Below are 562 nucleotides of genomic sequence, written 5' to 3' on the forward strand. Positions count from 1 at the left end.
TTATAAAAACCATTCTATGAAAAAGTATGGTAAAATAGAGGAGACATGTGTATAAGGAATTCGAATTCGGTTCTTTTGCCGAATTCGAATTCCTCCTTCATCAAGAGGAAAGATAGCGCATGACAAGAACGACTAATGGATCCAATTCTTGACTATAGGCGACAACTACAGGATGTGTGAATCCATATAATTTTGTTAATTTCCGAAGTATTTTTTGTTTCTTCTTAATTTTCTTTTGTAAATAGGAAATATAGGGTGTAGACATGAATAGCCTCCCGTGTTGTATACAATATGTTATAAAGTATACATACATTTCACCAGAATGAAAACGGTAACGAGAGAGAAAAAATTCTATTTGAAAGGGAGGAAAACAGAAGGATGAAATCAACAGGGATCGTACGAAGAGTAGACCAGTTAGGACGGATTGTGATACCAAGGGAAACAAGGCGTACGCTTGAGATCCACGAAAAAGACGCCATAGAAATATTTGTAGAAGAGGAAAGTATCATTTTACAGAAATATAAATCGGATGGTACGTGTCTCGTAACAGGAGAAATTTCTT

At 35.4% G+C, this 562-nt stretch carries 1 protein-coding gene and 1 pseudogene; one reads left to right on the forward strand and one right to left on the reverse strand.

From position 1 onward, the window contains the following. Window positions 1-100: 100 nt before the first annotated feature. A complete protein-coding gene (locus ACODS7_RS32445) occupies window positions 101-265 on the reverse strand; it encodes an aspartyl-phosphate phosphatase Spo0E family protein (RefSeq protein ID WP_075718517.1) in 165 nt (54 codons plus the stop codon). A gap of 113 nt (window positions 266-378) precedes the next feature. Between ACODS7_RS32445 and abrB the strand changes: the two are divergent. Beyond that, window positions 379-562: pseudogene (abrB, locus tag ACODS7_RS32450) on the forward strand (transition state genes transcriptional regulator AbrB); the annotation flags it as partial.

It is taken from the genome of Bacillus sp. FG16, assembly GCF_057809515.1.

Bases quoted from the DNA above. Each gene is read 5' to 3' on its own strand.
- ACODS7_RS32445 (WP_075718517.1), bottom strand. From the start codon at position 265: ATGTCTACACCCTATATTTCCTATTTACAAAAGAAAATTAAGAAGAAA.